General features: G+C 64.6%; 7 protein-coding genes. 3 read left to right on the top strand and 4 right to left on the bottom strand.

The annotated features are described in order from the left end of the window. Positions 1-376 precede the first annotated feature (376 nt). From accC to aroQ, 4 genes are read right to left on the bottom strand one after another with little or no spacing between them, the layout of a single operon-like run. Positions 377-1,744 carry an acetyl-CoA carboxylase biotin carboxylase subunit gene (accC, locus tag QMX78_RS19725; protein WP_282272814.1) on the bottom strand — a complete coding sequence of 456 codons (1,368 nt, stop codon included), beginning with the start codon at positions 1,742-1,744 and terminating at the stop codon, positions 377-379. 10 nt (positions 1,745-1,754) lie between these two features. Continuing rightward, positions 1,755-2,231: an acetyl-CoA carboxylase biotin carboxyl carrier protein gene (gene accB / locus QMX78_RS19730; protein WP_282272816.1), complete on the bottom strand. Its 477-nt coding sequence runs from the start codon at positions 2,229-2,231 to the stop codon at positions 1,755-1,757. Between the two features lie 54 nt (positions 2,232-2,285). Continuing rightward, positions 2,286-2,684 carry a lysozyme inhibitor LprI family protein gene (locus QMX78_RS19735; RefSeq protein WP_282272826.1) on the bottom strand — a complete coding sequence of 133 codons (399 nt, stop codon included), beginning with the start codon at positions 2,682-2,684 and terminating at the stop codon, positions 2,286-2,288. Positions 2,685-2,710: 26 nt separating this feature from the next. Then, positions 2,711-3,157, bottom strand: a complete 447-nt coding sequence (gene aroQ, locus QMX78_RS19740; protein WP_282272818.1) for a type II 3-dehydroquinate dehydratase — start codon at positions 3,155-3,157, stop codon at positions 2,711-2,713. Between the two features lie 613 nt (positions 3,158-3,770). Between aroQ and QMX78_RS19745 the strand changes: the two genes are divergently transcribed. The 3 genes from QMX78_RS19745 (at position 3,771) to QMX78_RS19755 (ending at position 5,615) form a co-directional block, all read left to right on the top strand. Continuing rightward, a complete protein-coding gene (locus tag QMX78_RS19745; RefSeq protein ID WP_282272820.1) occupies positions 3,771-4,400 on the top strand; it encodes a TetR/AcrR family transcriptional regulator in 630 nt (209 codons plus the stop codon). A gap of 10 nt (positions 4,401-4,410) precedes the next feature. Beyond that, on the top strand, positions 4,411-5,088 hold the full coding sequence (locus QMX78_RS19750) for a type 1 glutamine amidotransferase domain-containing protein (protein WP_282272822.1): 678 nt from the start codon (positions 4,411-4,413) through the stop codon (positions 5,086-5,088). Positions 5,089-5,204: 116 nt separating this feature from the next. Next, complete coding sequence (locus QMX78_RS19755; protein WP_282272824.1) at positions 5,205-5,615, top strand: organic hydroperoxide resistance protein; 411 nt, start codon at positions 5,205-5,207, stop codon at positions 5,613-5,615. The last annotated feature ends 68 nt before the right edge of the window (positions 5,616-5,683 follow it).

Genomic DNA, 5,683 nt, shown 5'->3' on the forward strand with positions numbered 1-5,683 from the left:
GAGCCATGCTCGGCAGAGGCGTTACCGGTAATGCCCATGCCGAGCATGGCTCGGCACTACATTCCTGCCCCCTCCCTTTCGCGTAGCCAAGGGGAGGGTTGGGGAGGGGTAAGGTCCTTTGGGCCTTCATGCCGAGCATGGCTCGGCACTACATTTCTGCCCCCTCCCTTTGGCGTAGCCAAGGGGAGGGTTGGGGAGGGGTAAGGTCCTTTGGACCTTCATGCCGAGCATGGCTCGGCACTACATTTCTGCTCCCTCCCTTTGGCGTAGCCAAGGGGAGGGTTGGGGAGGGGTAAGGTCCTTTGGACCTTCATGCCGAGCATGGCTCGGCACTACAGGAAGCGGGTGCCGGGCGTTGCCCGGCAACCATCTTCAATCAGGTCAACGCGATCGAACGCGTCTTGCGCTCGGCCAGGCGCTTTTCCAGGTAGTGGATGTTCTGTCCACCGGCCTGGAAGCCCTGGTCGCGCATGATGCGCTGCTGCAACGCGACGTTGGTCTTGATGCCGTCCACCACCATCTCGCTCAGCGCCACCCGCATGCGGGCAATGGCGGTTTCGCGGTCCGGACCGTGCACGATCAGCTTGCCGATCATCGAGTCGTAGTTCGGCGGCACCTTGTAGCCAGCGTAGATGTGCGTATCAACGCGCACACCGGGGCCACCCGGCGGATAGAAGCCGGTGATCAGGCCGGGGCTGGGAATGAAGGTTTCCGCGTCCTCGGCATTGATGCGGCATTCGATCGCGTGGCCGTGCAGCACCACATCGCTCTGCTTGATGCTCAGCTTCTGGCCGGAGGCGATGCGCAGCTGCTCGGCAACCAGATCGATGCCGGTCACCATCTCGGTCACCGGATGTTCCACCTGCACGCGGGTGTTCATTTCGATGAAGTAGAACTTGCCGTCTTCGAACAGGAACTCGAAGGTGCCGGCGCCGCGGTAACCGATGCGGATGCAGGCTTCCACGCAGACCTTGCCGATCTGCTCGCGCAGTTCGGAGGTGATGCCCGGTGCCGGCGCTTCTTCCACCACCTTCTGGTGGCGACGCTGCATCGAGCAGTCGCGCTCACCCAGGTGGATGGCGTTGCCCTGGCCGTCGGCCAGCACCTGGATTTCCACGTGACGCGGGTTTTCCAGGTACTTCTCCATGTAGACCTCACCATTGCCGAATGCTGCCTTGGCTTCGGACTTGGTGGTTTCGATGGAGGCCTTCAACGCGCCTTCGGCATGCACAACGCGCATGCCGCGGCCGCCACCGCCACCGGAAGCCTTGATGATGACCGGGTAGCCGATCTCACGGGCGATCTTGGTGTTGGTGACGATGTCTTCGCCCAGCGGGCCGCCCGAACCGGGCACGCACGGCACGCCGGCAGCCTTCATCGCGCGGATGGCTTCAACCTTGTCGCCCATCAGGCGGATGGTTTCCGCACGCGGGCCGATGAAGATGAAACCGGACTGCTCCACGCGCTCGGCGAAGTCGGCATTCTCGGAGAGGAAGCCGTAGCCCGGGTGGATGGCCTGGGCGTCGGTGACCTCGGCCGCGGCGATCAGCGCCGGGATGTTGAGGTAGCTTTCCGACGACGGTGCCGGACCAATGCAGACCGACTCGTCGGCCATGGCCACGTGCTTGAGATTGCGGTCAACGGTGGAATGCACCGCGACCGTGCGGATGCCGAGGGTGTGGCACGCGCGCAGGATGCGCAGCGCGATTTCACCTCGGTTGGCGATGACGACTTTATCCAGCATGGCCGGCGCCTCAGGCAATCACGAACAGCGGCTGGTCGAATTCAACCGGGCTGCCGTTCTCGCCGAGGATGGCCACCACGGTGCCGGACACTTCGGCCTCGATCGGGTTGAACATCTTCATCGCTTCGATGATGGCCAGGGTCTCGCCGGCCTTGACGGTCTGGCCAACGCTGACGAAGGCCGGCTTGTCCGGCGAGGACGAGGCGTAGAAGGTGCCGACCATCGGCGCGCGCTGCACGTGGCCTTCCGGCAGGGCATTGCCCGGCTTGGCGGTGCCGCCGGTGGAGGCTTCGGTCGGACCGCTCATCGGCATGGCCGGGGCGGCAGCAGCCGGGGCGGCGGCATAGACCGGTGCCGGCGCGGCGACGAAACCACCGACCGGGTTGCGCGACAGGCGGACGGATTCTTCGCCTTCCTTGATCTCGATTTCAGCCAGGTTCGACTCTTCCAGCAGGTCGATGAGCTTCTTGATTTTGCGCAGATCCATGAGGGCCTCTTTGGTTGCAGTAAGTCAGTAAGGAGAAGGCGCGGTGCGCCCGGGTCAAAGTTCGTAGAAATCGCGCAGCTGCCGGGTACGGTCCTGCGCGTGGGTGGTAAGACAGTGCATCTGCGCACCATTGCGCGATGTCCCGTCGGCATTGAAGGCGTAGACCGCGTCGCAGTCCTTGTCACGCAGCTGGATCCAGGCGCGTTGTGCCTCGATCAACTGCTGCTCGGCAGCGCCACAATGCGTGCAGCTGCCGTCGGCGGCCTGCTGCTGCAGTTGGCGGCGAGCCAGCTTGTACGTGGTGTTCAAGGCCGCATCGGCCTCGGCGGCACGATCGGAGGCGCACAGGTCGCTCTCCATCGTGCTGGTCACATTCGCGCAGTCGATGCCTTCGGCGGCGCGATCCAGGTTCTGCGCATGGGCAGCCGCCAGCGGCAGGCACACCACGGCCATACCCGTCAGCAACCGCGGCAGCGTGTTCACGCAGCCGCTCCCACGCGGGCCAGTGCGGCATCCATCGCATAGCGGTAGCTGTCGGCGCCGAAGCCGCAGATCACGCCGACGGCCTTGTCGCTCAGATAGCTGTGCTGGCGGAAGGGCTCGCGCGCATGCGGGTTGGACAGGTGGATCTCGATGAACGGAATCGCCACCCCGGCCAGCGCATCGCGCAGAGCCACCGAGGTATGGGTGAAGGCGGCGGGGTTGATCAGGATGAAAGCGGTTCCATCGGCACGCGCAGCCTGCACCCGGTCCACCAGCACATGCTCGGCGTTGGACTGCAGGTGTTCGCTCTGGTGCCCCTCTGCCTGTGCCTGTGCGGCCAGCGCAGCGTCGATCTGGGCCAACGTGGTGTGGCCGTAGACGTCGGGCTCGCGCGTGCCCAGCAGGTTGAGGTTGGGGCCGTGAAGGACCAGCAGTTTTGCCATGTGCCAAGGGTCGGCGGGGAAGGGCGGCAGTGTGAGGGAAGCGGGGAATGCTGTCCAGTTCGGCGAAATTAGCAGTGTTTTAATCGTTTGTTTGAAATTTGGGGCGTTGCTGGGACCGCCTGCGGTGCGGTGCTTCAGCGCCCTCTTGGTAAGCCTTGGGGACAGTTGCAGCAGCCTGGCCAAGAGTGGCGCACCTGCGCGATGCGCGGCACTTGCGAGGAAATGAGCGAAGTTGGGCCTTCCTCAATACCCGCGACGACCAGAGCCCCTCTCCCGCCAGCGGAAGAGGGGTTGGGGTGAGGGCAGAGCGAAGCAGCAATCGTTGATCTGCGAATAAACCAGCCGCGCCCGGCTTTAGGCGATGAAGCCAAAGCCAAAGCTCCCCTCATCCGCCCCTTCGGGGCACCTCGCTCCGCGCCCCGGCCCCGCGTAGCACGCGGGGCGTACGAACAGTCACGTGCCTACGGCCCGTACACGCCTGTTCTTAACCCCGCCAGCGGGAGAAGGGAATGCGGTTTCCCCTGCCATCTGTGTCGTTCCTTGCATGCCGACACAGTCCCCCAGTAATTACCCATTAATAGACGACCGGTCTATTCGGAGTAAGCTCCATCCCATGAACCTATCCCCAAAAGCCCAAGCCACCCGCCAGCACATCCTGGACACCGGCTACCGGCTGGTCCTGCAGAAGGGCTTTGCCGCCCTCGGCCTGCAGGAAATCCTCAAGGCCTGCGCTGTGCCCAAGGGCTCGTTCTATCACTACTTCGCGTCAAAGGAAGTGTTCGGCTGCGAGCTGCTGCAACAGTACGTAGACGGCTACGGGTGCAAGCTCGAACAGCTGCTGGCCGAACCCGGCACCGGTCGCGAACGGCTGATGCGCTACTGGGATGCCTGGGCGCGTGACCCGGCCGATCCGGCGCAGGGTTGGGCCGAGGAGTGCCTGGTGGTGAAGCTGGCCGCTGAAGTGGCCGACCTTTCCGAGGACATGCGCCGCGTGCTCGACCAGGGCGTGCAGCGTCTGCTGCAACGCATCGCCGCACTGGTCGAAGAAGGTCGCGCCGACGACTCGCTGCCGAATGGCAAGCCCGCACTGGATGTCGCCCGCGTGCTGTACCAGATGTGGTTGGGCGCGGCCCTGCTGTCCAAGCTCAGCCAGGACCGCCTGCCACTGCAACAGGCACGCGAAGCCACCGAACACCTGCTGTTGTGCGGCAACGCCGTCGCACTTTCCACCCCCACCAATTGAAGGCAAAGCCATGAATGTTCTGTTCGTACTGACCTCGCACGACCAGCTCGGCGACACCGGGCACAAGACCGGCTTCTGGCTGGAGGAATTCGCCGCCCCGTACTACGTGTTCAAGGATGCCGGCGCCAACATCACCCTCGCATCGCCGGCCGGCGGGCAACCGCCGCTGGACCCGCGCAGCGATGAGCCCGATGCACAGACTCCCGCCACCGACCGCTTCCGCAGCGACCGTGACGCCCAGCAGCAGCTGGCCACCACGCTGCCGCTGAAGCAGATCGATCCCGCCAAGTTCGATGCGGTGTTCTATCCCGGCGGCCACGGCCCGCTGTGGGATCTGGCCCGCGATGCCGATTCGATTGCCCTGATCGAAACCTTCGACCGCGCCAACAAGCCGCTGGGGCTGGTCTGCCATGCCCCCGGCGCGCTGATCGCCGCACGCGCCGCCGACGGCAAGCCGTTGGTTGCCGGCCGCAAAGTCACCGGCTTTTCCAATAGCGAAGAAGACGCCGTCGGCCTGAGCGCCGTGGTGCCGTTCCTGATCGAAGACGAGTTCACCCGCCTCGGCGGCAGCTACAGCAAGGGCCCCGATTGGGCGCCTTACGTGCTCAGCGACGGCCACCTAGTCACCGGCCAGAACCCGGCCAGCTCCGAAGCCGTGGCCAAAGCTCTGCTCGCACAACTGGCCTGAGCGTCATAACCCCGTAGCCCGGGTAAGCGAAGCGCACCCGGGAAGCACGCAATCAACAACGCTCTCGAATTTGCATTCCGCAGACGTACCCAACGCACCCTTACAAGGAATCGGCAATGAAGATCTTCTACAAAACCCGCGCCACCGCCACCGGTGGCCGCGCCGGCCGCACCGCACTGGACGACGGCAGCCTCGCACTTGATCTGGCCCTGCCGGGTTCCAACAAGGCCGGCGCCAACCCCGAGCAGCTGTTCGCCCTCGGCTACGCCGCCTGCTTCGACAACGCCTTGCCGGTCGCCGCCAAGCAGCTGCAGCTGCAGCCCGCAGGCACCGCCACCTCGGTGGAAGTCGGCATCGGCCAGACCGCCGAAGGCGGCTATGCACTGGACATCGACCTGCACGTTGAAGTGAAGGGTCTGGAACAAGCCGATGCCCAGCGCCTGGTCGAAGCCGCGCACAAGATCTGCCCGTACTCGAACGCCACGCGCGGCAATGTGGATGTTCGCCTGCACGTAACTGCAGCCTGATTCGAGATCAAAAGCCAAGTCAAAACCGGGGTCAGAGTGGGGTTTCGTTCCGAAACCCCACTCTGACC

The organism is Stenotrophomonas sp. PS02298 (assembly GCF_029959445.1).
In the GTDB taxonomy this organism is placed as follows: Bacteria; Pseudomonadota; Gammaproteobacteria; order Xanthomonadales; family Xanthomonadaceae; genus Stenotrophomonas.